Below are 26,319 nucleotides of genomic sequence, written 5' to 3'. Positions count from 1 at the left end.
CCGCCTGAAAGCCCGACGCATCACACACCAAACACCACACATCACGCACCGCGGTACCGCAGCACCGCCCGCGGCATGTCAGGCTGCGCTGAAGCGGTAAACCCCGTCAGGGTCCAGCGAGCGCCTGAGCTGCCCGCCAAACCACAGCAAATGCAGGTGCGCGATCGACTCGCCGATCGCGAAGGTCGTCTGGTGCAAATCCAGCTTGCGTTTGAACATGACGGGCAGGATGTCCGCAGCGCTGCAGGGGCTTGCCTTGCAGGCCTGCATCACCTCTTCGAGCCGGTCCCGGTGGTGGTCATGAAGCTGCTGGATGCGTGTGTGCAGGCCGCGGAACGGTTTGCCGTGCGAAGGCAGGGTGAGCGTGGCCTCATCCAGCGGCGCGAATTTGTCGATGGACGCGAGAAACTGGCTGAGCGCATTGGATTCGGGCTCCATGTCGTAAACGCTCACATTGGTGGAAATGCGCGGCAGCACCATGTCGCCGGAAATCAGCACCGGCGCCGGTTTCGGGGAGGAGGTGAACGGGGCGGACAAGGTGGACGAGGAGACATCGGCGCAGTACAGCGCCATGTGCTCCGGCGCATGGCCATAGCCGCTGATACACCGCCAGTCCCGCCCGCCAATGCGGATCACCTGTCCGTCGGCCAGGCGGCAAAAACTGTCCGGCACCTCGGGCACCATGCTGGCGTAGTAGCCGGTCCGGCCCCTGATTTTCTCGACGGATTCCGGATCGGTCAGGCCGTGGGAGGCGAAAAAGAGGGCGGCGCTGTCTCCGCCAAAGCCGGTGGTGCTCTGAGCGCCGAGGCGGGCGCTATGGTAGTCGGTGGCGCTCATCCACAGGCGGCAAACATGGCTTGCCGTCGTCCAGTGCCGGCACAGCCAGTGCGCCAGGCCCATGTGGTCCGGGTGCATGTGGGTCACGATGACACGCAGGATCGGCAGGCCCTCCAGCTGGGTCGAAAAAATGCTTTCCCACTGCGCTCTGGACTCCTCCCTGCTGATGCAGCAGTCCACCACACTCCAGCCCTGGATTGTTGCGCCGGCGTTGTGCGGATCATCGAGCTCATCGCGCAGCAGCCACAGGTTGATGTGGTCCAGCGCGAACGGCAGCGCCATGCGTATCCACTTGACGCCTGGTGCGACCTCGAGCGCCGTGCCGGCCTCGGGCAGGGTGTCGGCAAACGGGTACTCGAGCTGCTGTTCAAGGTGGTTCATGTAATATTCGCGCTATATTTGACGTTTACGTAAACGTCATGTTGAATCATTGTAGTGACGACGCCGGCCGCGCGCTGTGCCTGTGCCGCCCTGCTTCCCTGCTTCCCTGCTTTTTGCCGGCTTTTGTCCTGTTGATCCCTGTTCAGTACCCACCCAATTCATCATGGCCACGACTTACACCATCAGCGACCTTGCCAAAGAGTTTGACCTGACCACCCGCGCCATGCGGTTTTACGAAGACATGGGCCTGCTGCAGCCCCAGCGCATCGGGCCGGGCGGGCGCAACCGCGTGTACACGGCGCGGGACCGCACCCGGCTCAAGCTCACCTTGCGCGCCAAGCGGCTGGGGCTGTCGCTGGTGGAGGCCAAGGAAATCATCGATTCCTACGACAGCCCGCGCGACACCGCCCCGCAACTGAAAAAATTCCTGGCCGTGCTGACCGAGCACCGCAAGAAGCTGGAAGCGCAAATGCTCGACCTGCAGGCCAATCTGGACGAGATCCGCACCCACGAGAAAGAGGCCAAGGCGCTGCTCGACAAGGCGGCCAAAGCCAAAGACAACACCAAAACCAAAAACAGCCACGCTTGAATCCCTGTTTCTGCGCCTGGCTGGTTCAACTGTTTTCAACCATTTCAACCATCTCAGCGGTATCAACAATTGCCGGAGGCTTGCTGCGCCCGGGTCAAATGGTTCATAATTGACGTTTACGTAAACGTCAATTAAGGCGTGACCCCATTTGCTCCCGACAGCACTCTCGACAGAAGGCCCTCCCCATGGATGCACTTTCCGCGCCGTCAGCGCTTTTTCAGCGCATTGAAGCGAGTTTTTTACGCCAGGGCATGATGCAGCACCTCGGCGCGCGGCTGCTGCGGGTGGAGACCGGCTTGTGCGAAATTGCGCTGCCGTATTCAGAGCGCGTCACCCAGCAGCAGGGCGGTTTCCATGGCGGCGCCATGGGTGCGCTGGCGGACATTGCCGGGGGCTATGCCGCCCTGACGGTGGCACCGCTCGAGGCTGAAGTCACCACGGTCGAATACAAGATCAATTTCATGGCCGCCTTCAAGGATGGTGAACTCCGGGCGACCGGCCGTGTCGTCAGGGCCGGCAAGCGAATCATCGTGACCACTGCCGACGTGGTGCATGTCGGTGCCAACGGGAAGGAAAGCGCTTGCGCGCTGATGCAGCAGACGCTTGTTCCCGTCCCCAAGACCTATTGACGGCTCTTTGACCGCTCACTGATAACTCACAGAAAAACCGCCCAGAAGCTGCCGAGCCGCCACAAGCTGCCCCAAGGCGCCTGGCTATAACCTGCAACCTACCCAGAAAGCCCATCATGACCAACCTGCCAGGACTTGACTTCCAGCTCGGCGAAGAGACCGATGCCCTGCGTGACGCCGTGCGTGAATTTGCGCAAGCCGAAATCGCGCCGCGTGCGGCCGAACTTGACCGCAACGACCAGTTCCCGATGGACCTGTGGCAAAAAATGGGCGCGCTCGGCGTGCTCGGCATCACCGTCGGCGAGGAGTATGGCGGCGCCGGCATGGGTTACCTGGCCCACATGGTGGCCATGGAAGAGATCAGCCGGGCCAGCGCCTCCGTGGGGCTGTCCTATGGGGCGCACAGCAACCTGTGTGTCAACCAGATCAAGCGCAACGGCACCGATGCGCAGCGCCAGAAATACCTGCCCAAGCTCATTTCTGGTGAGCATGTCGGCGCGTTGGCCATGAGCGAGCCCGGCGCCGGCAGCGACGTGATTTCGATGAAGCTCAAGGCCGAAGACAAGGGCGGCTATTACCTGCTCAACGGCAGCAAGATGTGGATCACCAACGGCCCCGACGCCGATACCCTGGTGGTCTATGCGAAAACCGAGCCCGAGCTGGGCGCCCGCGGCGTGACCGCCTTCCTGATCGAAAAGGGCATGAAGGGTTTTTCGGTGGCGCAAAAGCTTGACAAGCTTGGCATGCGCGGCAGCCACACCGGCGAGTTGGTGTTCAACAACGTCGAAGTTCCGGCGCAAAACATTCTGGGCGGCCTGAACAGCGGCGCCAAGGTGCTGATGAGCGGCCTCGACTACGAACGCGCCGTGCTCACCGGCGGGCCGCTGGGCATCATGCAGTCGGTGATGGACAACGTGGTGCCCTACATCCACGACCGCAAGCAGTTTGGCCAGAGCATCGGCGAATTCCAGCTGATCCAGGGCAAGGTCGCCGACATGTACACCGTGCTGCAGGCCGGCCGCTCCTTTGCCTATACCGTGGCTAAAAACCTGGACATGCGTGGCGTGGAGCATGCGCGCCAGGTCCGCAAGGACTGCGCTTCCGTCATTCTCTGGTGCGCCGAAAAGGCCACCTGGATGGCCGGCGAGGGCGTGCAGATTTTTGGCGGCAACGGCTACATCAACGACTACCCGCTCGGACGCCTCTGGCGCGACGCCAAACTCTACGAGATCGGCGCCGGCACCAGCGAAATCCGCCGCATGCTGATAGGCCGTGAGCTGTTTGCCGAAACCTGCTGAGGCCCGTACCCTGGCGCAACGAATGGCCAAGGGATGACCCTGTGAGGCCGCCCGGCCTGCAACTGATTAAGATCGTTCCCATGACAGCATCACTTGAAAACCTTTTCAGCCACAACCGCGCCTGGGCGGCACAAATGGAAGCCGAACGGCCAGGATTTTTCACCAGCCTGGTCAAGCAGCAAACCCCCAAGTACATGTGGATTGGCTGCTCCGACAGCCGCGTGCCGGCCAACCAGATCACCGGGCTGGAGCCGGGCGAGGTGTTTGTTCACCGGAACGTGGCCAACATCGTGGTGCATTCCGACCTCAACGCCCTGTCCGCGATCCAGTTCGCGGTGGAGCGGCTCAAGGTCAAGGACATCATGGTGGTCGGGCACTACGGCTGCTCGGGCGTGCAGGCCGCGCTGGAAGGTGCGCGCATTGGCCTGGCCGACAACTGGATACGCCACATCCAGGACGTGCGCCACCGGCACCGCCAACTGCTCGACAGCCTGCGCGAAGACGTGCGGGCCAATGCCCTGTGCGACATCAACGTGATCGAGCAGGTGGTGAACGTCTCGGTCAGCACCGTGATGGTGGACGCCTGGGCTCGCAACCAGGACGTCACCGTGCACGGCTGGGCCTTTGGCGTGCATGACGGCCTGCTGCAGGACCTGCAGATGAGTGTTTCAGACCCCGAGGAGCTGGATGCCCGCTACCGCCAGGCGGTGGACCGCGTCTGGGACCTCTGGAACAGCCGTTAACACCAGATAACGCCAGACAGCGCCAAAACCAGGACTCGCCGTGTTTCCCCAGCGCCTTGACTCCACCATTGCCTACGACATTGCGAAAGCGATGATGGACGGGTTCAACCGCCACTACCAGCTGTTTCGCACCGAGTCGGCGCGCGCCAAGCACCGTTTCGAAACCGCCGATTGGCACGGCCAGCAACGCGCCCAGCGCGAACGCATCGAGTTTTACGACCTGCGCGTGCGCGAGGCGTCGATGCGGCTGGAGCGTGAGTTCAAGGCGGGCGAGCAGTCCATGGATGTCTGGCACCAGGTCAAGCTGCATTACATCGGGCTGCTGGTCAATCACCACCAGCCCGAACTGGCCGAGACCTTTTTCAACTCGGTCACCACCAAGATACTGCATCGCAGCTATTTCCAGAACGACTTCATCTTTGTCCGGCCGGCCGTCAGCACCGAGTACATCGAAAACGAGGAGCCGACGGCGCGGCCGACTTACCGCGCGTACTACCCGACCCGCGACAACCTGCGCGAGATCATCATCAGGCTGGTGCGCGACTTTGACCTGCGCCTGGATTTTGAAGACCTGGAGCGCGATGCCGGCTATGTGCTGGAGGCCATGAGCGAGCGGCTCAGCGACGTAAAGCTGCGTGCCAATTTCCAGATCCAGGTGCTGTCGGGCCTGTTTTTCCGCAACAAGGGCGCTTACGTCGTCGGCAAGATCATCAACGGCTTCAACGAAGTGCCGTTTGCCCTGCCGATATTGCACAGCAAGTGCGGCAAGCTGGTGATCGATGCCGCGTTGTTTGGCGAGGATGACCTGCTCATCCTGTTCAGCTTTGCGCGCGCCTACTTCATGGTGGACATGGGCATTCCGTCGGCATACGTGCAGTTTCTGCGCAGCATGATGCCGCACATGCCGCGTGCGGAAATCTACAACGCACTGGGCCTGGCCAAGCAGGGCAAGACGCTTTTTTACCGCGACTTCCTCCATCACCTGCGGCACTCCACCGACAAGTTCCGCATTGCGCCAGGTATCAAGGGCATGGTGATGCTGGTGTTCGACCTGCCCTCGTTCCCTTATGTCTTCAAGGTCATCAAGGACTACTATCCGCCGCAAAAAGACACCAGTCGCGAGCAGATCAAGGGCAAATACCTGCTCGTCAAGCAGCATGACCGCGTGGGCCGCATGGCCGATACCCAGGAGTACAGTGAAGTGGCCTTTCCGCGCGCGCGGTTTGATGACGAACTGATTGCCGAACTTCAAAAGTTTGCGCCCAGCCAGCTCGAGATCAGCGACCGCGACGGCGACGGCAACACCGAAGTGATCATCAAGCACGTTTATATCGAGCGGCGCATGATTCCGCTGAACATTTACCTGCAGGAAGCATTTGACGCCGGCGTCGGCGAGCCCGCCGCCAAAGACCAGATCGAGCGCGCCGTGGTCGAATACGGCAACGCCATCAAGGACCTGGTGGCGGCCAACATCTTTCCGGGTGACATGCTGTGGAAGAACTTCGGCATCACGCGCCACGGCAAGGTTGTTTTCTACGACTACGACGAGATCGAATACATCACCGACTGCAATTTCCGCCGCGTGCCGGCGCCGCACAATGACGAAGAAGAAATGAGCGGTGAAGTCTGGTATTCCGTCGGACCCAAGGACGTGTTTCCCGAAACCTTCGCGCCCTTCCTGCTGGGCAACGATGCCGTGCGCGAAGTCTTTATGAAGCACCACGGTGATTTGCTGGATGCCGATTTCTGGCAAAGCCACCAGGCGCGCATACAGGCCGGCCATGTGCACGACGTCTTTCCCTATGAACGGGAAAAGCGCTTCACGCGGCGCCATGCATCCGACCGCCATGACAACCAATTGTTGACCCACCTTCCGCCTGAGCCGGTGTTGACCGGCCTCAGCGGCATGACACCCTGAGCGCGGCAAGAGCCTGGCAAGCGCGCAAGAACAGCACCACAGTTTTCATTCAACCCTGAAAGGACACACATCATGTCGGATTCCATCGTTATTCTCGGCGCCGCCCGCACGCCCATGGGCGGCTTCCAGGGCGACTTCAGTGCGCTCGCCGCGCACGACCTCGGCGGCGCCGCCATCAAGGCCGCCATTGAGCGCGCCGGCATCGCGCCTGAAAAGGTCGACGAAGTCCTGTTTGGCAACTGCCTGATGGCGGGCCAGGGCCAGGCGCCGGCGCGGCAAGCCGGCTTCAAGGGCGGCTTGCCTGCCAGCGCAGGCGCCGTGACGCTTTCGAAGATGTGCGGCTCCGGCATGGAAGCCACCATGCTGGCGCACGACCAGCTGATGGTGGGCAGCCGCGACGTGGTGGTGGCCGGCGGCATGGAAAGCATGACCAACGCACCGCATCTGCTGCTCAAGGGCCGCAGCGGTGTGCGCATTGGCCACGACCGCATCTTTGACCACATGATGCTCGACGGCCTGGAAGACGCCTACGAACCCGGCCGCGCCATGGGCACCTTTGGTGAGCAGTGCGCTGAAAAATACCAGTTCACCCGTGAAGCGCAGGACGCTTTCGCGGTGGCCAGCGTGCAGCGCGCCAAGGCGGCCACGGAGTCCGGTGCCTTCAAGGCCGAGATCACGCCCGTCACGGTCAAGGGCCGCGCCGGCGACACCGTGATCTCCATCGACGAAGGCCCGGGCAAGGTCAAGCTCGACAAGATCGCGACGCTGCGGCCCGCCTTCAAGAAAGACGGCACCATCACCGCCGCATCCAGCTCGTCGATCAACGACGGCGCGGCCGCGCTGGTGCTGACCCGCGAATCCACCGCCAAAGAGCTGGGCGCCACACCCATCGCCCGCATCGTCGGCCACGCCACCTTTGCCCAGGCGCCCGAGTGGTTCACCACCGCACCGGTGGGCGCGGTGCAAAAGCTGCTCAAGAAGATCGGCTGGAGCGTCAAGGACGTGGACCTGTGGGAAGTCAACGAAGCCTTTGCCGTGGTGCCCATGGCCGCCATGAAAGAGCTCGGCATCAGCCACGACATCGTGAATGTGAATGGCGGCGCCTGCGCGCTGGGCCATCCGATTGGCGCCAGCGGCGCCCGCATCATCGTGACGCTGATCCATGCGCTGAAAGCCCGCGGCCTGAAAAAAGGCGTGGCGACGCTGTGCATCGGCGGCGGAGAAGGCACGGCGCTGGCGGTTGAGCTGATGTAATGTCTTGTCATCAGGGCCGCTGGCCGCATCCGCGCGAGGTGGCCCGGACTGGCTTTTACGTGAGATCTTTCGCATGAGCACGGTGTTGGTCATTGGCGCTTCCCGCGGGATTGGCCTGGAACTGGTCCGCCAGTACCGTGAGGCCGGCGATCGCGTGATCGCCACGGCGCGCGACGATGCCGGCCTGCAGCGGCTGCGCGCGCTCGGTGCCCACACCTTGAAGGTGGACGTGGCCGACCCGGCCAGCGTCAGCGGCCTGGCCTGGCTGCTGGACGGCGAGCAGATCGACGTGGCCTTCTACGTGGCCGGCGTTTACACCACGGCAGATGCCACCATGCCGCCCACATGCGAGGAATTTGACCGCACCCTGCACACCAATGTGCTGGGCGCGATGCAGGTCATCCCGCAGGTCGCGCCGCTGGTGGAGGCGGCGGGCGGCAAGTTTGCCTTCATCACCAGCGGCATGGGGCGGATCGGCGGGGTGGGCTCCAGCTTTGGCTGGACTTACCGCGTCAGCAAAGCTGCACTCAACATGGCCGTGGTTGCGGCCCAGCACGACTACCCCCAAGCCATCCTGGTGGCGCTGTCGCCCGGCTGGGTGCGGACCGACATGGGCGGCCCGGGCGCGCCGCTGGCGGTCAGCGACAGCGTGGCCGCCCTGCGCAAAACCGTTGCCTCTCTGAAGGCCCAACACAAAGGCGCGTTCCTCGACTACGACGGGCGCCCATTCGAATCATGGTGACCACATGCTGTTGACACAAGACCAGGAAATGATCCGTGACGCCGTGCGTGCCTTTGCGCAGGAGGAGCTCTGGCCCCACGCCGCCCGCTGGGACAAGGAGCATCATTTCCCGAAGGACGCGCACAAGGGCCTGGCCGAACTCGGCGCCTACGGCATCTGTGTGCCGGAAGAGTTTGGCGGCGCCCACCTCGACTATGTGACGCTGGCGCTGGTGCTGGAAGAAATCGCCGCGGGCGACGGCGGCACCAGCACGGCCATCAGCGTGACCAACTGCCCGGTCAATGCCATCCTGATGCGCTACGGCAATGCCGCCCAGAAAAAGCAGTGGCTGACCCCGCTGGCACAGGGCCAGATGCTGGGCGTGTTCTGCCTGACCGAGCCGCATGTCGGCAGCGATGCCTCATCGCTCAAAACCACCGCCGTGAAAGACGGCGACAGCTACGTGATCAACGGCGTCAAGCAGTTCATCACCAGCGGCAAGAACGGCCACGCGGCCATCGTCATTGCCGTCACTGACAAGGGCGCCGGCAAGAAAGGCATGAGCGCCTTCATCGTGCCCACCGATGCACCGGGCTACGTGGTGGCCCGGCTGGAAGACAAGCTGGGCCAGCATTCCAGTGACACCGCGCAAATCAACTTCGACAGCTGCCGCATTCCGGCCGAAAACCTGATTGGCGCCGAAGGCGAGGGCTACAGGATTGCCCTGGGCGCGCTCGAAGGCGGGCGCATCGGTATCGCCGCGCAAAGCGTGGGCATGGCCCGCAGCGCGTTTGAATTTGCGCTGGGCTACGCCAAGGAGCGTCAGAGCTTCGGTACCGCCATCTTCAACCACCAGGCGGTCGGCTTCCGGCTGGCGGAGTGCGCGACCAAACTGGAGGCCGCGCGCCAGCTGATCTGGCACGCCGCCAGCCTGCGCGATGCCGGCCGGCCCTGCCTGAAGGAAGCCGCCATGGCCAAGCTGTTCGCCAGCGAGATGGCCGAAGAAGTCTGCAGCGCCGCCATCCAGACGCTGGGCGGCTATGGCTATGTCAGCGACTTTCCGGTGGAGCGCATTTACCGTGACGTGCGGGTTTGCCAGATCTACGAAGGCACCTCTGACGTGCAGAAAATCATCATCCAGAGAGCACTTTAGGCCCCCACGGTCGTTCACTGCGTGTAACTCCCTGCCCCCCGAGGAGGCCGCTGCGCCTGCGGCCCGGCAAAGCCGGTTCCGCGGCCCCTGCTGGTTTGGGTATGGGCCTTGCCTTCGCCGCGTGGAAAGCACGCCGTAAACTTGCCGATTCAGTCGCAATCCACAGCAGGAGACAAAAAACATGCCGATTACCAAAGGATTCCGTGCCCTGGTCGATGAAGCCATGGCGCAGGTCAAGAGTTACTCGGTGGACGAGGTCAAGGCCAAACTTGCTGATCCCCACGTGCAGGTCGTCGACATCCGCGATGTGCGCGAGCTGGCGGGCGGCACGGTGGTGGGCGCCTACCATGCGCCCAGGGGCATGCTCGAGTTCTGGGTGGACCCCGCCTCGCCTTACCACAAGCCCGTGTTTGCCGACGAGGGCAAGGAGTTCATCCTGTTCTGCGGCGCCGGCTGGCGCAGTGCGCTGGCCACCAAGACGCTGCAGGACATGGGTATGACCAATGTCGCGCACATGGACGGCGGGTATGCCGAATGGCTCAAGCAGGGCGGGCCGACCGAGACACTGGAAGACCGGGAAAAGCGCAAGGCCGGCAAAAGCTGATACTGCTGATGCCCCAGCCCCCGTTGCTGCCGTCGCAGCCTTGCCCCTGCGGCCGCCTGGCCGCCTCCGGAAAGCCCCTCGCTTTTTCACAATGCTGCGGCCGCTACCTGGATGACTTTGCGGGTTCGCCCGCGCCCGACGCCGAGTCGCTGATGCGCTCGCGTTACACCGCCTTTGTGCGGGAACGGGCCGAGTACCTGCTGGCCACGTGGCACGCCAGTCACCGGCCGCCATCGATTGATTTTGATCCGGGCGTCAAATGGCTGGGCCTGGAAGTGCGGCAACACCGCGCGCTGGATGCTACCCATGCCGAAGTTGAATTTGTCGCCCGACAGAAAAGCCCCGGCAGCCCGGCTGTGCGTCTGCACGAGCGCAGCCGCTTCGTGCACGAGGCAGGCCGTTGGTACTATGTGGACGGCGATACGTGGTGATTGAGGTAACCACACCGGTCACAGCACATGGCGCTGAGCCGTTCCCTTTGTGCCCTTCTTGCTCCTTCCCGCCTTTGGGGGAAGGCTGGGATGGGGGCCATGCGACCCATGAGAAACGCTGTTTGGTTCATGGCAGCTTGCTCCGCTTTAATGGGGCTGGAGACGGTTTGCTCGATTAGTCAGGGCCGTCCGGGTAGTTTTGTCTCTAACCACAAGAGGAGTCAAGTCCAGGGCGCGCTCGCCCACATGCGGTGAGCCCCCATCCCGGCCTTCCCCCAAAGGCGGGAAGGGGTAACGCGGGGGGACTCAATCCGAACCATGTCTGGCGGGTGTAGTGCGCATACTGAATGCGTAGTATTGAAAGGTTTTTGCTTTGAAATTTGATGCGGTGTTGTTTGACTGTGATGGCGTGCTGGTCGACAGCGAAACGATCACCAACGATGTGTTGCGCGACATGCTGGAAGAGCGGGGCTGGAAGCTCACGCGCGAGGAATGCATGCGCATCTTCGTCGGCAAGGCCGTCAAGGACGAGGTCGCCACCATCGAAGCCCACACCGGCCAGCCGCTGACCGAGGACTGGATGGTGCGTTTTCGCGAGCGGCGCAACGTGGGGCTGATGGAGGGCGTCAAGCCCATTCGCGGCGCGGTGGAGGCTGTGGCGAAGATTCATGCGCTGTACCAGGGCCGCATCGCCTGCGCGTCGGGAGCTGACCGCTTCAAGGTGGAGCTACAACTGGAGAAGTGCGGGCTGATGCCCTACTTCAAGGGGCGCATTTTCAGCGGGCATGAGTTGCCTCGCTCCAAGCCGGCGCCGGATGTTTACCTGGCGGCGGCTGCAGCGCTGGGTGTTGACCCGAAGCGGTGCGCGGTGGTGGAGGACACGGTGACCGGCGTCACGGCAGGCGTGGCGGCAGGAGCGACCGTGTTTGGCTACAGTCCGCCCGAAGCCGGGCATGACGCGCCAGGTGCGTTGACGAAGACGGGAGCCGTCCAGGTCTTTGTGGCCATGAGCGGGTTGCCGGCGCTGTTGAACTGAGCTTGCGCGGCCCCATTCAGTTCAGGTCAGCGCCATGTGTTTGGCCAGATGGCTGAACACCGTGGAGACCCGCCGCAGGTGCCGCGATTCGGTATGCGTCAGAAGCCAGAGCTCGGTCTGGCATTCATCCAGTGCGCCGGTCAAGGCCACGAGGTCGGCCCGGCCTTGCGCAAGAAAGAGTGGCAACAACCCGATGCCCATGCCTTGCGCCACCATTTCCGCGACGGTGAGGATGCTGCTGACCCGATAGCGAGGTGACACCCTGGGGAAATGCTTCTTGCGCCAGACGACCGACGGGTGCTCCGGCAAGGCGTCGTCCGGGGCTATCCAGTCGACTTTTCCGGCCATGTCGGCGTCGAAGCGCCTGGGGCCGCCTTTTTTGGCGGCAAACAACGCCACCCGGATCGGGCCGACATGCTTGCCCACCAGGTGCTGCGGCGGCCGTCTGGTCGCACGCACGGCAATGTCGGCATCGCGCCGCGTGAGGCTGGCCAATTCGTTCCCCGTGTGCAGCTCGTAGACCAGCAGCGGGTGGGTTGACTGCAGCAACTTGAGCGCTGGCGCTACCAGGCCATGCAGCACGGTATCGGTGGTGGTCAGGCGCACGCTGCCGGAGACCTGTTCGGGACTGGCCTGCGCGGCCGAGCGGGCCGACTCCAGCTGCGCCTCCAGTTGCTCGCCGTGACTTGCCAGCACCTGTGCCAGTTCCAGCGGCTGGTAGCCAGTCCTTGAGCGTTCGAATAGACGCTGGCCCAAACCCTTCTCGATGCGCTGCAGCGAACGGAAAACCGTTGATGCATCCACCGCAAGCCGCTCGCCCGCTCCGGCCAGGGTGTTGGCCCGCACCAGCGCGAGCACGACCTCGATATCCGGGGCGCTGAGTTTGTATTGCGTTGCTGCATTCATGGATTGCACTTGTGCCTATTTTCATTGTTTGTTTGCAATACTACATTACCCCCGTCAATCAACTCAATGGAGCAATGCAATGCGGCAACCGGAAGCCAACAACACCGCCCCTTACGGCGTGACCCTGCTTCGTCTCAGCCTGGGCGTGATGTGGATGGCCCACGCCCTGTTGAAATGGCTGGTATTTACCTTGCCCGGAACGGCGCAGTTTTTTGCGAGCGTGGGTTTCCCCGGCGTGCTGGCCTACCCCGTGTTCGCCGCGGAACTGCTGGGCGGCCTGGCCATCCTGCTCGGGCTGTATGCCCGCCAGGTGTCGCTGGCTCTCGCGCCCATCATGGCCGTGGCCGCGTCGGTGCACTTTGGCAACGGCTGGGTCCACACCAGCCAGGGTGGCGGCTGGGAATACCCCGTGTTTCTGACCGTGGCCTCCGTGGCGCTTTGGCTGGCCGGCGACGGCGCCTTCGCCCTGCGCCGCAGCCAGCGGTTTGTGCCTGCTTTGTGAAGGAGCACCATGGCCTCCCAACATACATTGATCAGCCACACGCTGTGCCCTTATGTCCAGCGCGCAGCGATTGTCATGGCCGAGAAAGGCATTAGTTTTGAGCGGCAGGACATTGACCTGGCCCACAAGCCCGACTGGTTCCTCAAGATATCGCCGCTGGGCAAGACGCCCGTGCTGCGGGTGGACGGCGAAGCGATTTTTGAATCCACCGTCATCTGTGAATACCTCGATGAAACAGCCGCACCCCGCCTGCACCCCGAAGACGCGCTGCGACGTGCCCGGCACCGTAGCTGGATGGAGTTCGGTTCTGCAATCCTCAACACCATCGGCGCCTTCTATAACGCGCCCAATGAAGAAGTCCTGGTGGCCCGCGCTGCCGACCTGCGCGCAAAGTTCCAGCAGGTGGAAGCGGCCCTGGGAAGCGGCCCCTACTTCGCTGGCGAACAGTTCAGCATGGTGGATGCGGTCTTTGGCCCGGTCTTCCGGTACTTCGACGTATTCGACGAAATCGGTGATTTGGGCGATTTCGGTGTCTTCGCCGGCTTCACCGATATGCCCAAGGTGAACGCCTGGCGGCGTGCGCTGGCACAACGCGAATCGGTCCGCAACGCGGTCCGTCCCGACTACCCTGAATTGCTGCGCGCCTTTCTGTGGCAACGCGAGTCGGCGCTGTCCAGGCGCATAACTGTCGCGCTGCCAACTTGAGAGCCGGACATTTGCAAGGGAGAGAACTCTTTTTTCAAGGTTTGCGGATCGGGTGTCGAAATGCAGGTTTGTCGTTCGTCGTAGGGGTGTAAGGTTCAAAATCTGAAAGGACTTCCCCATGAAATACCTCTGCCTCGCCTACTACAACCCCGAAAAATTCGCCGCACTGGCCCCTGGCGAGGTCCAGGCCCTGGTGAGCCAGTGCCCAGCCAAAGACGCCGAGCTGAAGAAGACCGGCCGCCTGGTGGTGAGCGCCTCGCTCAAGGGCCCGCAGGCCGCCTTTGCCTTGCGCCCGCGCGGTGGCAAACCACAGGTGACCGACGGTCCCTATGCCGAGGCCAAAGAAATGGTTGGCGGCTTTTTCATCATTGAGGCGGCTGACCGTGACGAGGCGGTGCGGGTGGCTTCGCTGCATCCGGCGGCCACCTTGGGCGAAAACGTCGGCTGGGCGATCGAGCTGCACCCTATTGGGTTTTTTGAGCAGGCATTTAACCAGTAGGTCATTGCGCAAAGGCGGTGGCAAAGAAGGTATTTGGTCATATGCGTCTTCGCCCCGTGTTTCGTGCGCATTCGGGAGATACAGCCCGGCGGCGCTGCGCAAAACCTCGGGAGCCAAAAAAATGGCTCGGCATGCTAAGCTGCCAAGTCGTTTTTTTCAAACTACCCCGAGAAAACCCTATGCCCGGACTGCTGCCCAACGTCGACCCTGATGGCTTGCTTGAATTTTCGGTGGTGTACACCGACCGCGCGCTGAACCACATGTCGCGCAGTTTCCAGGGCGTGATGACCGACATCTCCAGCATCCTGAAGGAGGTGTACAACGCGCCCTCGGCCGTGCTGGTGCCCGGCAGCGGCACCTACGGCATGGAGGCCGTGGCGCGCCAGTTCGCCACGGGCAAACAGGTGCTGGTCATTCGCAACGGCTGGTTCAGCTACCGCTGGACGCAGATCTTTGACATGGGGAGCATTCCCGCCTCGTCCACCGTTCTCAAGGCCCGCCAGACCGGCCCGGGGGCTCAGGCACCCTGGGCGCCCGCATCCATCGCCGAAGTGCAGGCCGCCATTGCAAAAGAAAAGCCTGCCGTCGTCTTCGCACCGCATGTGGAGACCGCTTCCGGCATGATCCTGCCCGACAGCTACCTGCGCGCCGTGGCCGATGCCGTGCATGCCGTGGGCGGCCTGTTCGTGCTTGACTGCATCGCCTCGGGCGCCATGTGGGTGGACATGAAAGCCACGGGCGTGGACGTGCTGATTTCCGCGCCGCAAAAAGGCTGGAGCAGCTCACCCTGCTGCGCCATGGTCATGCTCAGCGAGCGCGCCCGCGCGGCCATTGAAGGCACCACCAGCACCAGCTTTGCCTGCGATTTGAAGAAGTGGCTGCAGATCATGGAAACCTATGAAAAAGGTGGCCACGCCTACCACGCCACCCTGCCGACCGACGCTCTCACGCGCCTGCGTGCCGCCATGAAGGAAACGCAAGCCTACGGTTTTGCCAAAGTGCGCGCCGAGCAGGAAGCACTGGGTGGCAAGGTGCGCGCGCTGTTCGAAAGCCGCGGCCTGCCCAGCGTCGCCGCCGAAGGCTTCAAGGCGCCCGGCGTGGTGGTCAGCTACACCACCGACCCCGAGATCCAGTCCGGCAAAAAATTCATGGACCAGGGGCTGCAGACGGCCGCCGGTGTGCCGCTGCAATGCGACGAAGGCGCCGACTTCATGACCTTCCGCGTCGGGCTGTTCGGGCTCGAGAAGTGGCACCAGTCGGATCGCACGGTGGGGCAATTGGCGGCGGCGCTGGATCGCATTGGCTTGACAGCGCCGGTTGCCGAGACCGTTACCGGTTGAAGACCGGCTGAAGACCGGCCGGCTCCGGCGGTCTCCTTTTTTTCCTTCTCCCCTTTTTCTTTTCTCCCCTTTCAGATGAATGAAGAGCTGTGTCTATGAAATGCGCATTGGTGGGCTCCCGTTTCTTTGCCGCCTCGGTCTTCGAGGCGATGCGCAAGGAAGAGGGGATAGCGTTCACAAGCATCGTCGCTCCCGCTGCGGATGATCGGCTGGCGCTGGCTGCACAAGCGGCCGGCATCCCGGTGCATGTGCTCGAGAACCCCAGGTTCGTTCCGGGCAACGCGATTGCCGAAGGCACCGACCTCATCATCGCCGCGCACACGCACGCACGGGTGAGCGACGAGGCGCTCGCGCGTTCGCGCCTGGGCGGCATCGGTTATCACCCTTCGCTGTTGCCCCGGCATCGTGGCATTGCAGCTGTCGAATGGACGATTCTGGAAGGCGATCCGATTGCTGGGGGCTCGATCTATCACCTGGCCGACGGGTGGGATGCGGGCGCCATCGCCGCCCAGGACTGGTGCTTTGTCGCCAGGGGCGAGACGGCGCGCGAATTATGGGAGCGCGCCCTGGCGCCGATGGGCCTGGCCCTCCTGCGCAAGGTGGTTCATCAGGCCCGGTTGCAGGGTTCCGTTCCCGCCTACCCGCAAGATCCGGGCTTTGCCACCAAGGCCCCCATGATCCGCAAGTCTGTTGTGTTGACCGAGGAAGTCTCTTCGGTGAACACATCGCTCGTCGTCTCGATCGTGGGTGCCGACCGTCACGGCATCGTGAGCTCGCTGGCTGAGCGGGCGGAGCGCTTCGGTGCCAACTGGGCGGCGAGCCGCATGACAAAACTTGCCAATGAATTTGCCGGCACGGTTCACTTCGAGGTGCCGCGCGGGAACGCGGACGCGCTGGTGGCTGCGCTGCGCGGACTCGAGTCCAGCGGCTTGCAGGTGGTCATCGCCAGGAGCGACGGCGCCAACGTGCCCACCTCGCTTCGAGTGGTTGAGCTTGAACTGGTCGGCGAGGATCGGGTCGGGATCGTCAGCAAAGTGACCAGGATATTGGCGGAGCGCGCCATCAGCATCGAGAGCATTCATACCGAGATCGTCCGCAGCGGCGTGTCCGGCAAGCAGACCTTCAAAATCGAAGCGCACTTGCTGGTACCTGCCGCCCTGTCCGTCGATGCGTTGCGACAGGAACTCGGCACCTTGGCCCGCGAGATGATGGTCGACATCGCTTTGGGAGAGCGGCAGAATTCCGGCCAATGAGTTGAATGCCGGGCGGTTGCCTGTCAGCGTATCAACGTATCAATGCAGGGCGCCAGACCAGCCCTCCCGTGCGCTCAACCCAACAGGCGCACCAAGCCGTAGAGCGCAAGTATTGCGGATACCAGCAGGAGTGCGGTCTTTGCGGAGCGAGCGCCGACCAATGTGCCGGTCACGCTGCAGGCCAAAATGGCGCCAAGGATGTAGGTTGTTTTCATGCCCCAATGGTAAGGCTTCGCCTGCCGGCAGACGCCCTGTGTGTCGCACGGAAACCACTCCGGCATCGAACGCGGTGGTTCAGCGGGCGCTGCAAATTGGCGTGAGCCGCTCCCCGGCTGGCGATGACGTGAGCTCCTGCGGACCGCGGCGATTTGGAATGGCGTCTTGCGGCGCTATGTCGGCAGACCCGGCACCAGGGCGGCCAATTTTTCATGGTCGAGTTCAAGGCTGCCGGGCTGCAGCAGCGCCCGCATCTGGACTCTGATGGGTTCGGCCAAGGCGCCGGCTGCGGCGGATGGGGTGCGACCCTGCGCGCTCAATAGAAAAATCTCACGAACGACGCCCGGTGGGGTGAGGGGCTTGATCGCAATCTGGCTGCTCGTGAAATGAAACAGGGTGAGGCTGGGGACCAGGCTGATTCCCACCCCGCTCTCCACCAGCCCCTTGACCGCCTCGACCCTTTCAACCTCGAGAACGGTGTTGAGTTTGTGTGGCCGCAATGCCGCGTCGATCTGGTGGCGAAGGCGGGTCGGGCGGGTGAAGTGAATAAACGGAAACCGGGCGAGTTCTTCGAGGTCTATCGTCGCCTTGCCGGCGAGAACGTGGTCCTGCCTGCAGACGACGTAAAAGCGGTCAAGACAGAGTAATTCCTTGTGAACGTCAGCGTCTTTTGCATCAATGGTCGACAGCGCCAGATCAACCTTTCCGTCGCGAACCAGATCCACGCATTGCGGCGGGAGCGCATCGACGATCTCGATGTCGATAGCCGGATGCCTGCGCCGGAAGCCGGCCACGACGACGGGCAGGAAGCGGGCGCAGAGCGATGGGATACCCGCGACCGCGACGCGATCAACAATGCTCAGATCGCGGCAGACGCCGCCCATCACCTCGTCAAAGTGTGAAATCACCTCACGCGCGGCGCGGTCAAAGCGCCGGCCAGCGGCTGTGAGGTCGACCTTCCGGGTGTCCCTGTCAAACAGCTTCGCCGCCAGTGTGTCTTCCAGCGAACGGATCAGGGAGCTGAAGGCCGGCTGCGATAAATGCATCTGCTCTGCAGCGCGCGTGAAGCTGCGAAGGTCAGAAAGTGCCAGGAAAGCACGGAGTTGACGTGTGGACAGGTTCATCCGTGACGATGATAGCCACGGATGCCGGATACGGGAACCCGCAGGCGCTCCTGCCCTTGCCCTTGGGAAGGGGAGTCATTCGATTTTCCTTTGAGTCCCATTCAAAGTTTCGAATTTACAGGGGCCCTTGCTTCATCCATAGTTCGTCTGGTGCGACGCTGTTGCGTACGCTGTCACGTTGTACTTTGAAACAGAGATACCCGCTGAAAGACCATTCCATGAAAACCATCCGCATTGGTGCCGGCGCCGGCTACTCGGGGGACCGCATTCCCCCTGCCATCGAGTTGGCGGAAAAGGGCGAGCTGGACTATCTGGTGTTCGAGTGCCTGGCGGAGCGCACGATTGCCCTGGCCCAGCTGGAGCGGAGCAGGGATGCCCGCCTGGGCTTTGACCCCCTGCTCAGGGACCGCATGGAGGCGGTGCTGCTGTCATGCGTCGACCGGGGGGTGAAGATCATCACCAACATGGGGGCCGCCAACCCCCAGGCGGCGGGACGGGAAATTATCAACATCGCGCGGGAGCTGGGATTGGACCGCCTGAAGGTGGCGGTGGTCCAGGGCGACGACGTGTTGCCGCGCCTCCATGACCACGAGTTGACCCTCCTCGAGAGTGGCGCGCCGCTGCGCTCTCTTGGGAGCTCCGTGCTTTCAGCGAATGCCTACATCGGCGCCGAGGCGCTGGTGAGGGCGCTGCGCCTCGGCGCCGATGTGGTCGTCACGGGACGTGTCGCCGATCCGGCCCTGTTTCTCGCCCCGCTCATCCATGAGTTCGACTGGTCCATGTCGGACTGGAAAATGATGGGTCAGGGCACGGTGGTCGGGCATCTTCTGGAGTGCGCCGGGCAAATCACCGGCGGGTATTTCGCCGATCCGGGTTATCGCGATGTGCCCGATCTGGCCAGACTGGGCTTTCCCGTCGCGGAAGTGTCCGCGGATGGGGGCGCGATCATCACCAAAGTGGAGGGCTCGGGCGGTTGCGTCACGACTGCCACCTGCGCGGCGCAGCTCTTGTATGAGGTCGAAAACCCCGCGAGATACCTGCAGCCGGATGTCGTCGCGGACTTTTCGGGTGTCACGCTGACCCAGGTCGGGCCCGATCGGGTACGCATAGCAGGTGCCAACGGTCATCCGCGACCGGCGACGTTGAAGGTGACCGTGGGACACCGCGACGGCTTCATCGGCGAAGGCCAGATTTCCTACGCTGGCCTGGGGGCCGAGGCGCGGGGTCGGCTGGCCCTGGACGTACTGCGGCAGCGCCTGGAGAGTTCGGGTATTGATGCCCTCGATAGCCGCTATGAGCTCATCGGGGTAAATTCCATCCATGGTCAAACCCTGGCCTCTGGCTACCAGCCCTATGAAGTCCGGGCACGCGTGGCCATGCGCGTGGGAAGCAGGAAAGACGCCGAGCGGGTGGCCAATGAAGTGGAGGCCATGTACCTCAATGGGCCTGCCAGTGGCGGAGGTGTCACCAAGTCGGTCCGCGAGGTGATCGCAGCGGCTTCCACGCTGGTTCCGCGCGACCTTGTTCAGCCAACTGTCACAACGATGGAGCTTTAAATGCTATTGCGAGAAATTGCCCATTCCCGCACCGGAGACAAGGGAAACCGGTCGACCATTTCCGTCATTGCTTACGATCTCAGGGACTTCCCGGCGATTGAGCGTTCCGTGACGGCGGATCGTGTGCGTGCGCTGTACGCGGACATCGTCAAAGGCGAGGTTGACCGCTACGTCGTGCCGCACCTGGGGGCCTTGAACTTCGTTCTGCACGACTCACTGGGTGGGGGTGTCACCCGGTCTCTCGCGCTGGATGCGCATGGCAAGTGCCTGAGCTCCGCCATCCTCGGCCTGTCCATCGAATAAGCTTGGCGTATTCAACAAACAGTTCAACAAACAGTTTTTACAGGAGACATCAACATGAAGTGCAAATCGATTCTTTTCCTGGCGGTGGCGAGTTTCTCGCTCGCCGCCTTCGGCCAGGCCTACCCGAACAAGCCCATCAAGGCCATCGTGCCTTTTGCCGCGGGTAGCGCCACGGACCAGATTGGACGCGCTTTCGCGGCCAAGATGTCGGAAACGCTGGGGCAGGTCATCGTGGTGGACAACAGGGCCGGCGTCAACGGCATGCTGGGGGCCGATGCCGTCGCCAAGGCTGCACCTGACGGCTACACCATCCTGATCGGCACCAACAGCACCAACGCGGCGCTCAAGAGCTTGATGAAAAAGCTGCCCTACGACCAGGACACGGCCTTCGCGCCGTTGGGCTACATGGGCTCGGTGCCGCTCATCGTGGCTGTCAACAACGATGTGCCCGCCAAGACCCTGCGCGAGCTGGTCAACCTGGGCAAGACCAAGCCAGGCCATGTCACCTTTGCCAGCGCCAGCACCTCGCAACTGGTGTCCTCTGAAATGCTGGCCAACATGGCGGGCATCGAAATGACCAATGTGCCGTACAAGAGCGGCCCTGCGGCCATGACAGACCTCCTCGGCGGGCAGGTGATGATGTTCACGGCCGACTTTGCCGTGACCCTGCCCCAGGTCAAGGCGGGCAAGATCCGCGGCCTGGCGGTGACATCGACCAAGCGCTCGCCCGCGATTCCGGAGCTGCCCACCGTCAATGAGGCGCTGGGGCTCAAGGACTATGAGCTGATTGCCTACTTCGCCATGTTTGCGCCAGCGGGAACGCCACCTGAGATCATTGCCAAGCTCAACCAGGCCATCAATGCCGCGGCACAGAGCAAGGACCTGCAGGAAAAATTTGCGCCGATTGGTTTCGTGGTCGAGCCCGGGACGCCTGAAGCCCTGGCCCAGCGCAGCCGCCTGGAAACCGCCAAGTGGGCCAAGGCCATCCGCGATGCCAAGATTGAGCCGCAATAAATAGCCGAATCAAGGCAGCAGGGTCTGGGCGGCATGCGCGGTGTGCACGGCTCGCGCGCGTGAACGCGGGTAGCCCGGGTTCGGCGGATGTGCTCGAGCCTCCCTGCGCCTGATCGCCGGGGCGGGCGGTAGCGGCCCATGGTGAACTGACCTTACCTATCGATAAAACGCCTCGACCTTGCCCTTCAGCTTGATCATCAGCGGGTTGCCCTTGCGATCCAGCGTCTTGCCGGCGGGCACCTTGACCCAGCCCTCGCTGATGCAGTATTCCCCGACATCCAGACGCTCCTTGTCATTCAGTCGAATGCCCACGTCATGTTCGAACACGGCGGCGACGTGATGGGGGCTGCGCGGGTCAATCGACAGACGGTCGGGCAGCGGGGGCAATGAAGTGGGAGTGGGAGTGGGAGTGGGAGTGGGAGTGGCTTCGTTCATGGGTGTCTTTTGTCAGTTAACGCGAATCTGCATCCATTTTCCAGCATTTGATTCTTGACTGGTCTGGATGGGGGCGCAACCGGGTTTTCAACAGAATAGACCCATTGCGGTCCGTCCGGAATTCACCACGGATCACTGCACAGCGTCGTTTGCGGTTACCCGTTCTGGGAAATAATGATCCTATGAATGATCCCATGCCGATCACCCCCTCTATCTGGAGTCCCCTGCGCCAGCCCGCCTTTCGCGGGCTTTGGTTTTGCGGCGGCATCTTTTTCATTGGCAATGGCATGCAGTCCATGGTGGCCGCCTGGCTCATGGTCGAGCTGACCGGTTCGTCCTTCCTCGCCGCGCTCGTGCAGACCGCGGTTTTCCTGCCGATGTTCCTGCTGGCGCTGCCTGCGGGCGTGCTGGCCGACACCAGCGATCGCCGGCGCCTGATCTCCAGCGCGCTGCTGGCGCAGGTGGCCGCGTGCGCGCTGCTGGCCTTGCTGGTGCTGGGCGGCTGGGGTGGGGCGGCATCGGTACTTTTCCTGGTGTTTGTGTGCGGCTGCTGCACGGCGGTGCTGACGCCAGCCTGGAACTCGTCCGTGGTGGACCCGGTTCCCCGGGATGAATGGCCGCAGGCCATCACCGCCGTCAGCATTGCCTACAACGTGGCGCGCGCCATAGGCCCCACGCTCGCCGGTGTGCTGTTTGCACTCCTGGGGGCGGGCTGGGTGTTCGCGGTCACGGTATTCACGACGCTGGTCATGTGGGAATCGATTCGTCGCTGGCCGCCACGCGCTCACCCGCCGTCGCGCCTGCCGGCCGAGCGCCTGTGGAGCGGCACGCTCAGCGGGCTGCGCTTTGCCTGGCACTCGCGCATGATCCTGGCGCAACTGGTGCGGGCCATGGCCTTTGGTGCGGCCGGCTCGGCCCTGTGGGCACTGCTGCCTGTGATTGCGCAGCGCCAGCTGGGCGCCGGCGCGCAAGGCTTCGGCCTGTTGATGGGTTGCATGGGCATGGGCGCGGTGGTCACCGGTCTGGTCATCGGGCGTATGCGTGTGCGTTTCGGACTCGACGCTGTCGTTGGCGCCAGCTGCGTGGCGTTTTCTGCGGTCATGCTGCTCACCGCATGGGTCCGCGTGCCGTTGCTGATCTATGGCGCCATGGCGGTGGGCGGCGCCGCGTGGATGTCGGCCATGTCGACCTTCAACACCGCCACGCAGTCCAGCGCGCCGCCGTGGGTGCGCTCGCGCGCGGTGGCGCTGCATATCGTGGCCGCGCTGGGCGCCTTCGCCTTCGGCTCGGCGTTCTGGGGCGCGGTGTCCGACATCGCCGGCCTGACAGCCGCGCTGGTCGCGGCCGGCCTGCTGATGGCCGCCGGCTTGCTGCTGGCGCGCCCGTTCCCATTGCGCGTGGGCGCGGACCACGAAGTGACACAGGGCACGCCCTGGGAAGATCTGTTCGTGGCGGCCGAACCCAGCCCCGAGGCCGGCCCGGTGGCGGTGGAGGTGGCCTACCGCATCCGCCCCGGGGAAGACCACGCCTTTCTCGACACCATCGGCCAGATGAAGGCGCCGCGCCGGCGCGATGGCGCCACCTTCTGGCGCGTCTACAAGGACCTGGGCGAACCGTCCCGCTATGTGGAGCGCTTCCTGGTGACCTCATGGGCGGACTACCTGCACCAGCGCGCTCGCGCCACCGTGGCCGATCACACGCTTGAAGTCGAGGTGCGCGCCTTCCTGGCGCACGGCGAAAGCGCGCGCATGTCGCACTACATTGCAGAGCGCTGAGGCGACGGCTGCCGGACGGTTATGGAGGAGCAGTTGCCGCCTTCATTCCTGCGCTCTGTGCCGAAACTCCCCAGGTGACAGCAGGGCGGCGCCATCACGTCAAAGCAGCTGGAGGTTTTGGCGGCCCAGGCCATCCGCCGTAATTCATACGAATTTTCAGCGGTCATGAGCTGCCCCACTCCAAGCCCGCGTCCGATGTCTACCTGGCAGCGGCCAGCGCACTGGGTGTGAACCCCCGTGCGCTGCGCCGGCCGGCCTGAGCGCAGGCGGGAGCGATGGTCACGCCGGGCGTGTGTCCGGCGCCGCGACGGTGGACACGCCCTGGTCCACGGCCGCTTGCCACTGGGCCTTCATTGCGCGCTGGAAGGCTTCACGGTTTTTCAGCCGCTGCCAGTAGTCGCGCACCGCGGGCGAGAAGCGCGGCTCCAGCGCCAGATGCTCCGCGAGCATGAGCGCATAGCCCACCGAGACGTCGGCGGCAGTGAAGCGCCCCGCACAGAGAAACGGCTGCTGCGCCAGCGCGCCATCGAGCACGCGCAGCCGGGCCAGGAACCAGCGCGTGTAGTCGTCCGCCACCGCCTGCAGCGAACGCGCGGGCTCGAAGCGCGAGTAGCGCAGGACCAGGGTTTGCGGAAAGGTCAGGGTGGCCTCGCCGAAATGCAGCCAGTTCAGCCAGTTGCCGAAGCCGGGCTCGGTCACCGCCACGTTCAGTGGCGTGGGGGCTTGGTGGGCCTGCCGTGCCACGAGGTACTGGCAGATGGCGACCGACTCGCTCATGCGCAGCTCCCCATCTTCAAGCAGCGGCACCGTGCCCAGGGGATTGATGGCCAGATAGTCCCGCGCCAAGGCCCGGGGCGGGAAGGGCAGCATCTTCAGCGTGTAGGGCAGGCCGAGTTCTTCCAGCACCCAGAGGGGGCGGAACGAGCGGGCGCTCATGCAGTGGTGAAGTGTGATCATGTCGGCATTCCAGTTCATTTGCAGTCTAGGGTGGACGAGGGTGCATGTGTGGCCAGCGAAGGGTCTGATTCTGCCAAATAGAACCCCTCTACACTCTGATTCATGAAGCCCATTTCAGCTACACCGCTCGCGTTTGTCAGGACGCTGCTGCTGGCGTATGCGCGCTATGGTGTTGATCCGGCCGGCGCCCTGGTCAGGGCACAAATCGCGCCAGCAGCCTTGCAGAAGCCGGGCGGCGCCATCACGTCCAAGCAGCTGGAGGTTCTGGCGGCCCAGGCCATGCGCGAACTCGACGACGAGGCCCTGGGCTGGTTCTCGCGCAAGCTGCCTTGGGGCAGCTATGGCATGTTGCTCAGGGCGTCCCTGAGCGCGCCTGACCTGGGCGTGGCGCTCAAGCGCTGGTGCCGTCACCATGGCCTGCTGACGGGCGATGTGGTCCTGAGTCTGTCGGTGGCGAACGAGGTGGCGAGCCTGACACTGCATGACCAGGGGGTGAACCCCGCCATGCGTGAATTTTGCCTGGTGACCCTGCTGCGCAACCTGCATGGCGTGGCCTGCTGGCTGATTGACTCGCGCATTCCGCTGCAGGCGGCGTGCTTTCCGTTTGCCGCCCCGGCGCATGCGGCGGTGTACCCGGTGTTGTTTCCGGGGCCGGTGCAGTTTGACGCGCCGCAGGCGAGCCTGCGCTTTGACGCGCGTTACCTCGCCATGCCGCTGCGCCGCGATGAAAAAGCCCTGACGGCCATGCTGCCGCAGGCGCTGGCCCTGGTGGTGCGGCCCTACCGCCGCGACCGGCTGCTGGTGCAGCGCGTGCGCTTGCTGCTGCAAAGCCAGGCCGCCCCCGCGAATGCAGAGGCCTTGGCCGACGCCTTGAATGTGTCACCGCGCACGCTGCACCGCCAGCTGCAGGAAGAGGGCGCCTCCTTGCAGGCGCTGAAAGACGAGGTGCGGCAGGCGCAGGCCATGGACGCGCTGCGCCGCACCACGCGCCCCATCAAGCAGGTCGCGCTGGCCGTCGGCTTTCGCAACGAGAAAAGTTTTGCCCGGGCCTTCCGGCAATGGACGGGCGACTCGCCGGCGGAGTACCGGCGCAAGGCGGCGCTGGGGCCTGGCTTGGATCAGGCTCTGGACCATGGCCGCGGGCCTCGCCAATAGAATGGGCCAGACTGCCCGCCGGGTTGGGCCGGTTTTTTAGCAGGGAGCAGACATGACGATGTTGAAAAAACTCAGACTGTGTGAGGGCTCTGGCCGTAGTGGCCGGCCACACTGTGCTGTGGTGTATCTGGCTGCGCCGCAGGCCGTGCGGTCGATATTACGTTAGGGTCTTTACCCAATGACAATTGCACTGCCCGATCAAATACGAACAACCCGCTTAATTCTGCGTGAGCCACAAGTCGCTGATGCGGCGGCTATTTTCCATGCCTACACGCAAGATGCCGAAGTTGCTCGTTATATGGTTTGGCAGCCGCACAAATCTGTCAGTGAAACAGAAGGTTTCATTGCGTATTGCCGCCAAGCATGGGTTACTGGAAAAGCTCGTCCTTACATCCTCGCATTAGCTAGCGACATAAACACTCCCGTCGGCATGCTAGAAGCACGCCTTCAATCGCACTTAATTGATATTGGCTATGTTCTCGGGCGAAAACACTGGGGCGCCGGGTTAATGCCCGAAGCCATCATGGCACTCACAGAGTTAGCATTGGCTCAACCTGATTGCTTTCGAGTGCAAGCCACATGTGACGTGGAAAACAAGGCTTCGGCTCGTACTTTGGAAAAATCTGGCTATGTTCGCGAGGCAGTGCTCGAAAGATATACCGTACACCCAAACATCAATCCAGAACCTAGGCCATGTTTTATGTATGCACGCTGTAAATAAATGCGCCCCTAACCTGAATGGCACTTACTTTGGCTCATAGGCATGACCATGCCTCTGGACGTGTCGGCGAGCCTGGTCGCGGGGCACCTTCAACCAGGGGTAGGGTTTGGGCCTTCGTTTTCGCATTCGCGGCTCGATGCGTCCGGGTCGATGGCCGACCCTGCATTGTGCGATCAACGTGAATAGCCGCCCGCAATCCTTCGTGGCCGAGAGGCCTCGCGAGACCCACTCTGTCCACAGTTGCACCGTGTGCTTGAAGCTCAG

Annotated in this window: 28 protein-coding genes and 2 pseudogenes; 23 read left to right on the top strand and 7 right to left on the bottom strand. The window is 63.2% G+C overall.

Annotated elements, in window-relative coordinates; all coding sequences use genetic code 11:
• Nucleotides 1-78 precede the first annotated feature (78 nt).
• Nucleotides 79-1,218, bottom strand: a complete 1,140-nt coding sequence (locus tag AC1DS5_RS15140; protein ID WP_477719081.1) for an MBL fold metallo-hydrolase — start codon at nt 1,216-1,218, stop codon at nt 79-81.
• Nucleotides 1,219-1,381: 163 nt separating this feature from the next.
• On the opposite strand from AC1DS5_RS15140, the gene AC1DS5_RS15135 reads away from it, so the two are divergent.
• The 11 genes from AC1DS5_RS15135 (at nt 1,382) to AC1DS5_RS15085 (ending at nt 11,594) form a co-directional block, all read left to right on the top strand.
• Nucleotides 1,382-1,807 (top strand): MerR family transcriptional regulator, encoded by a 426-nt coding sequence (locus AC1DS5_RS15135; RefSeq protein WP_477719080.1) that lies wholly within the window; start codon nt 1,382-1,384, stop codon nt 1,805-1,807.
• A gap of 185 nt (nt 1,808-1,992) precedes the next feature.
• Nucleotides 1,993-2,436, top strand: coding sequence for a PaaI family thioesterase (locus AC1DS5_RS15130; protein ID WP_477719079.1), 444 nt, complete (start codon nt 1,993-1,995; stop codon nt 2,434-2,436).
• 116 nt (nt 2,437-2,552) lie between these two features.
• Nucleotides 2,553-3,734, top strand: a complete 1,182-nt coding sequence (locus tag AC1DS5_RS15125) for an isovaleryl-CoA dehydrogenase (protein WP_477719078.1) — start codon at nt 2,553-2,555, stop codon at nt 3,732-3,734.
• A gap of 80 nt (nt 3,735-3,814) precedes the next feature.
• Nucleotides 3,815-4,477 (top strand): carbonate dehydratase, encoded by a 663-nt coding sequence (gene can / locus AC1DS5_RS15120; RefSeq protein ID WP_477719077.1) that lies wholly within the window; start codon nt 3,815-3,817, stop codon nt 4,475-4,477.
• Between the two features lie 40 nt (nt 4,478-4,517).
• Nucleotides 4,518-6,395 (top strand): bifunctional isocitrate dehydrogenase kinase/phosphatase, encoded by a 1,878-nt coding sequence (gene aceK, locus AC1DS5_RS15115; RefSeq protein WP_477719076.1) that lies wholly within the window; start codon nt 4,518-4,520, stop codon nt 6,393-6,395.
• Nucleotides 6,396-6,467: 72 nt separating this feature from the next.
• Nucleotides 6,468-7,649 carry an acetyl-CoA C-acyltransferase gene (locus AC1DS5_RS15110; protein ID WP_477719075.1) on the top strand — a complete coding sequence of 394 codons (1,182 nt, stop codon included), beginning with the start codon at nt 6,468-6,470 and terminating at the stop codon, nt 7,647-7,649.
• 73 nt (nt 7,650-7,722) lie between these two features.
• Nucleotides 7,723-8,391: an SDR family oxidoreductase gene (locus AC1DS5_RS15105; protein WP_477719074.1), complete on the top strand. Its 669-nt coding sequence runs from the start codon at nt 7,723-7,725 to the stop codon at nt 8,389-8,391.
• 4 nt (nt 8,392-8,395) lie between these two features.
• Complete coding sequence (locus AC1DS5_RS15100) at nt 8,396-9,523, top strand: acyl-CoA dehydrogenase family protein (RefSeq protein ID WP_477719073.1); 1,128 nt, start codon at nt 8,396-8,398, stop codon at nt 9,521-9,523.
• Between the two features lie 181 nt (nt 9,524-9,704).
• Nucleotides 9,705-10,127 carry a rhodanese-like domain-containing protein gene (locus AC1DS5_RS15095; RefSeq protein WP_477719072.1) on the top strand — a complete coding sequence of 141 codons (423 nt, stop codon included), beginning with the start codon at nt 9,705-9,707 and terminating at the stop codon, nt 10,125-10,127.
• Nucleotides 10,128-10,135: 8 nt separating this feature from the next.
• Entirely contained in the window at nt 10,136-10,558 is a 423-nt protein-coding gene (locus tag AC1DS5_RS15090) for a YchJ family protein (protein WP_477719071.1), read from the top strand.
• Nucleotides 10,559-10,931: 373 nt separating this feature from the next.
• On the top strand, nt 10,932-11,594 hold the full coding sequence (locus AC1DS5_RS15085; RefSeq protein WP_477719070.1) for an HAD family hydrolase: 663 nt from the start codon (nt 10,932-10,934) through the stop codon (nt 11,592-11,594).
• A 21-nt stretch (nt 11,595-11,615) separates the two neighbouring features.
• Here the strand turns inward: AC1DS5_RS15085 and AC1DS5_RS15080 are convergent, their stop codons facing one another.
• The gene (locus tag AC1DS5_RS15080; RefSeq protein WP_477719069.1) at nt 11,616-12,500 is read right to left on the bottom strand and encodes a LysR family transcriptional regulator; all 885 of its coding nucleotides are present in this window, start codon (nt 12,498-12,500) and stop codon (nt 11,616-11,618) included.
• A 79-nt stretch (nt 12,501-12,579) separates the two neighbouring features.
• Here AC1DS5_RS15080 and AC1DS5_RS15075 point away from each other — a divergent pair, with 79 nt between their 5' ends.
• The 5 genes from AC1DS5_RS15075 (at nt 12,580) to AC1DS5_RS15055 (ending at nt 16,799) form a co-directional block, all read left to right on the top strand.
• The gene (locus tag AC1DS5_RS15075; RefSeq protein ID WP_477719068.1) at nt 12,580-13,002 is read left to right on the top strand and encodes a DoxX family protein; all 423 of its coding nucleotides are present in this window, start codon (nt 12,580-12,582) and stop codon (nt 13,000-13,002) included.
• 9 nt (nt 13,003-13,011) lie between these two features.
• Nucleotides 13,012-13,707, top strand: a complete 696-nt coding sequence (locus AC1DS5_RS15070; protein ID WP_477719067.1) for a glutathione S-transferase family protein — start codon at nt 13,012-13,014, stop codon at nt 13,705-13,707.
• Between the two features lie 118 nt (nt 13,708-13,825).
• On the top strand, nt 13,826-14,206 hold the full coding sequence (locus AC1DS5_RS15065; protein ID WP_477719066.1) for a YciI family protein: 381 nt from the start codon (nt 13,826-13,828) through the stop codon (nt 14,204-14,206).
• A 179-nt stretch (nt 14,207-14,385) separates the two neighbouring features.
• On the top strand, nt 14,386-15,546 hold the full coding sequence (locus tag AC1DS5_RS15060; RefSeq protein WP_477719065.1) for an aminotransferase class V-fold PLP-dependent enzyme: 1,161 nt from the start codon (nt 14,386-14,388) through the stop codon (nt 15,544-15,546).
• 95 nt (nt 15,547-15,641) lie between these two features.
• Nucleotides 15,642-16,799, top strand: a complete 1,158-nt coding sequence (locus AC1DS5_RS15055) for a formyltransferase family protein (RefSeq protein ID WP_477719064.1) — start codon at nt 15,642-15,644, stop codon at nt 16,797-16,799.
• A gap of 74 nt (nt 16,800-16,873) precedes the next feature.
• Here the strand turns inward: AC1DS5_RS15055 and AC1DS5_RS15050 are convergent, their stop codons facing one another.
• Nucleotides 16,874-17,014, bottom strand: a complete 141-nt coding sequence (locus tag AC1DS5_RS15050; RefSeq protein WP_477719063.1) for a hypothetical protein — start codon at nt 17,012-17,014, stop codon at nt 16,874-16,876.
• A 174-nt stretch (nt 17,015-17,188) separates the two neighbouring features.
• Nucleotides 17,189-18,139 carry a LysR family transcriptional regulator gene (locus tag AC1DS5_RS15045; protein WP_477719062.1) on the bottom strand — a complete coding sequence of 317 codons (951 nt, stop codon included), beginning with the start codon at nt 18,137-18,139 and terminating at the stop codon, nt 17,189-17,191.
• A gap of 218 nt (nt 18,140-18,357) precedes the next feature.
• On the opposite strand from AC1DS5_RS15045, the gene AC1DS5_RS15040 reads away from it, so the two are divergent.
• The 3 genes from AC1DS5_RS15040 to AC1DS5_RS15030 are packed head-to-tail and all read left to right on the top strand — an operon-like array spanning nt 18,358 to nt 21,012.
• Nucleotides 18,358-19,695, top strand: a complete 1,338-nt coding sequence (locus AC1DS5_RS15040) for an acyclic terpene utilization AtuA family protein (protein ID WP_477719061.1) — start codon at nt 18,358-18,360, stop codon at nt 19,693-19,695.
• On the top strand, nt 19,696-19,998 hold the full coding sequence (locus AC1DS5_RS15035) for an AtuA-related protein (protein ID WP_477719060.1): 303 nt from the start codon (nt 19,696-19,698) through the stop codon (nt 19,996-19,998).
• 54 nt (nt 19,999-20,052) lie between these two features.
• A complete protein-coding gene (locus AC1DS5_RS15030) occupies nt 20,053-21,012 on the top strand; it encodes a Bug family tripartite tricarboxylate transporter substrate binding protein (RefSeq protein WP_477719059.1) in 960 nt (319 codons plus the stop codon).
• A 156-nt stretch (nt 21,013-21,168) separates the two neighbouring features.
• On the opposite strand, the gene AC1DS5_RS15025 is transcribed toward AC1DS5_RS15030, so the two are convergent.
• Entirely contained in the window at nt 21,169-21,447 is a 279-nt protein-coding gene (locus AC1DS5_RS15025; protein WP_477719058.1) for a DUF3297 family protein, read from the bottom strand.
• 194 nt (nt 21,448-21,641) lie between these two features.
• Between AC1DS5_RS15025 and AC1DS5_RS15020 the strand changes: the two genes are divergently transcribed.
• Both AC1DS5_RS15020 and AC1DS5_RS15015 read left to right on the top strand, forming a co-directional pair.
• Nucleotides 21,642-23,222 carry an MFS transporter gene (locus tag AC1DS5_RS15020; protein ID WP_477719057.1) on the top strand — a complete coding sequence of 527 codons (1,581 nt, stop codon included), beginning with the start codon at nt 21,642-21,644 and terminating at the stop codon, nt 23,220-23,222.
• Between the two features lie 149 nt (nt 23,223-23,371).
• Nucleotides 23,372-23,461 (top strand): annotated as a pseudogene (locus tag AC1DS5_RS15015) (HAD family hydrolase); the annotation flags it as partial.
• Between the two features lie 40 nt (nt 23,462-23,501).
• On the opposite strand, the gene AC1DS5_RS15010 reads toward AC1DS5_RS15015, so the two are convergent.
• Nucleotides 23,502-24,179, bottom strand: coding sequence for a glutathione S-transferase family protein (locus AC1DS5_RS15010; RefSeq protein ID WP_477719056.1), 678 nt, complete (start codon nt 24,177-24,179; stop codon nt 23,502-23,504).
• Between the two features lie 102 nt (nt 24,180-24,281).
• Here AC1DS5_RS15010 and AC1DS5_RS15005 point away from each other — a divergent pair, with 102 nt between their 5' ends.
• Together AC1DS5_RS15005 and AC1DS5_RS15000 are read left to right on the top strand one after the other, a co-directional pair.
• The gene (locus AC1DS5_RS15005; protein ID WP_477719055.1) at nt 24,282-25,334 is read left to right on the top strand and encodes an AraC family transcriptional regulator; all 1,053 of its coding nucleotides are present in this window, start codon (nt 24,282-24,284) and stop codon (nt 25,332-25,334) included.
• 178 nt (nt 25,335-25,512) lie between these two features.
• On the top strand, nt 25,513-26,055 hold the full coding sequence (locus AC1DS5_RS15000) for a GNAT family N-acetyltransferase (protein WP_477719054.1): 543 nt from the start codon (nt 25,513-25,515) through the stop codon (nt 26,053-26,055).
• A gap of 24 nt (nt 26,056-26,079) precedes the next feature.
• Here AC1DS5_RS15000 and AC1DS5_RS14995 read toward each other — a convergent pair.
• Nucleotides 26,080-26,319, bottom strand: a pseudogene (locus AC1DS5_RS14995) (IS4 family transposase); the annotation flags it as partial.

The organism is Polaromonas sp. P4_H1 (assembly GCF_056400945.1).
This window is presented reverse-complemented; position numbering and strand designations above follow the sequence as displayed.